Source organism: Rhizobium sp. UBA1881 (assembly GCF_002338015.1).
Classification (GTDB): domain Bacteria; phylum Pseudomonadota; class Alphaproteobacteria; order Rhizobiales; family Rhizobiaceae; genus Rhizobium.
On the sequence record NZ_DDHH01000182.1, the window covers coordinates 1 to 2,325 of the forward strand.

Genomic DNA, 2,325 nt, shown 5'->3' on the forward strand with positions numbered 1-2,325 from the left:
GACCGATGTGACGAAGGGCGGCAGGCGCCAGGCGTAAAGCACGAGCAGGATGCCGGCGATACCGGCGATAATGGCGATGAGACTGGCGGGCGACCGGAAGAATTTCGACATGCGGTGAACTCGTGATCAGGATTGAACGGCTGCGGCGGCATTCGGCTCGGCGGTCCGGCGCTCGGAGAGGCGCAGCCATGCCTGGTGAATAAGCATGACCAGGAGACCGAGAAGAGACGCCACGCAAATTGCGAGGAAGGTGTCGTTATAGGCAAGCGTGTAGGCTTCGCGGGTAACCTGCTGCGACAGCAATGCCAGCCCTTCGGCATTCAGCAGGGTCTGGTCGGTGATGACTTTGCCGTAGCCCGCCGAGAGCTGCGAGACGCGTTGGGCCACCAGCGGATCCTGCAGCAGGATATGCTCGACCAGCACGTTCGAGTGGAACTTCTCGCGGATGGTGACGAAGGTGCCGAGCATGGCCGAGCCGAACAGTGAGCCGATACTCTGGGTGAAGAGGAAGATCGCCAGGAAATTGACGATGAAGGGCAAACCACGAGCCATGGCCGCCTTGAAGCCGCTCGCCATTACCGGCGGAAGGAACATCGCCGCGCCAGCAGAGACCAGAGCCTGGCTAAGATACATCTGCTCCGGCCGTGTGAGGCTGGTGGACTGGCTGTCGAGATAGGCGCCGGCCGCGATGAGCACCAGCGATATCAGGTGCGCAGTGCTGACGTAGCGCGTGGTCATCAATAGCGTGCAGAACAATCCGCCGAGCACCGAGGCGACCAGAACGATGGCGTACAGCTTCGTCGTCTGATCGTTGAGCAAGCCAAGCTGCTGATAGAAGTTCGCGGCCGTCGACGATTGCTCGGACGAGACGAAGCGGAACATCAGAAGCACGCCCGCCATCCTGAGATTGGGGCCAGACAGCACCCAGCGGATATCGAGCATCGGATTTTCTCGTGGCAGCTCGATCGCCACCACGAGCGCCAGACAGCCTGCGGCGACCGCAAGCAGAACGCCGATCCACGGCGCTTCGAACCACCAGTAGAGACGCCCGAGTGTGAGGACGACCGCGAGACAGCCGAAACCGGTGGCCAGCAGGAGATAACTCAGAATATCCATGCGCTGGATGACGACCGCGCGCGGTGGCGACGTCAAAGGCATGGTGTAGATGATGGCGAAGGCCAGCAACGCAAGCCCCATCTCCAGCGTGTAGAGCGCGTGGTAGCCGCCGAGATCAAGCAGCGGCGGCGAGATGATGCGTGCGATCGGCGCGGCAAATAGCGTGCACATCAGCGCCAGGCTGATGCCTGTCGTAAGCTTGCGCTCCGGTGGGAACAGCTCGAGCATGTAGAGAAAGCCGAGCGTGGAGATCGGCGCCGCCGCGATGCCGCTCAGCGCCCTGATAACGATGGCGGAGTGCAGGTCGGTCACGAGAAGGTTCAGCACTGCCGCAAAGACGAAGCAGATGATGCTGAACTCGGCGAAACGTCTCAGGCCATATTGCGTGCGGATCTTGAAGAGCGCGATCGATAGGCTGGCATATGGCGCCATATAGGCCGCCGACAGCCACGAAACCTCAGCGGTCGTCGCCGAAAACGACCCCTGGAGCTGGTAGATATTGGCATTCACGAGGTTCATTCCGAGACCCTGCGTGACGAAGAGCAGGACCGAGGCGGCCATGTAGAAGGGCTTCTTCCAGCCGGCCATTGCCACGACGGGCGGGGGCGCAGGCTGCGGTTCCTGTGCCGCCGTCTCGTCCGCGGCTTTTGGCGCAACACTGTCGCTGGACGCCTGGACGAGGCTCATTGCTATTTCCTCACACTCCGCGAATGCCCTGCAAATTCGCCTGCATGGCCCGTATCGTATCCAAGGTAGTTCTCAGATCGCGTTCGGGAATACCTGATATCACCTGGGCACGCACGCTGACGGCAATGTCATCGATCTCGCCGGCGACGACCTTGCCTGTCTCGGTGATGTAGATCTCCTTGGCGCGGCGGTCGGAACCTGCGACACGGCGCTCGACGAAGCCCTGCCCTTCCATCGCGTCCAGAATACGGACCAATGTCGGCGTTTCCAGCTCCAGCCGGTCGGCAAGCTCCCGCTGGTTGATGCCGTCCTTCTTGTTCAGCGTGAAAAACACCCGCGCCCGCGGCAGCGTCATGTTCCGTTCCCGGACGATCTTGTCGAAAACCGCTCTAAGCTTCCGGTTGAAAGCCGCCAAATCTTCAATCAACTCTCGTCCGAGAGGCGCATTTGTCATATTTATCAGTCCATTTAATTAGCGTGCTTATTATTTGTTTTATACCTACAGTCATTTTCCGCGTTTTT

2 protein-coding genes and 1 pseudogene are annotated in these 2,325 nt (G+C 60.3%); all 3 read right to left on the bottom strand.

The genetic code is table 11. The annotated features are described in order from the left end of the window. A pseudogene (locus B3605_RS22110) lies at positions 1–111 on the bottom strand (HlyD family secretion protein); the annotation flags it as partial. Between the two features lie 15 nt (positions 112–126). After that, positions 127–1,803 carry an MFS transporter gene (locus B3605_RS22115; protein ID WP_112941332.1) on the bottom strand — a complete coding sequence of 559 codons (1,677 nt, stop codon included), beginning with the start codon at positions 1,801–1,803 and terminating at the stop codon, positions 127–129. A 10-nt stretch (positions 1,804–1,813) separates the two neighbouring features. Then, positions 1,814–2,257, bottom strand: coding sequence for a MarR family winged helix-turn-helix transcriptional regulator (locus tag B3605_RS22120; RefSeq protein ID WP_047513361.1), 444 nt, complete (start codon positions 2,255–2,257; stop codon positions 1,814–1,816). Between the last annotated feature and the right edge of the window lie 68 nt (positions 2,258–2,325).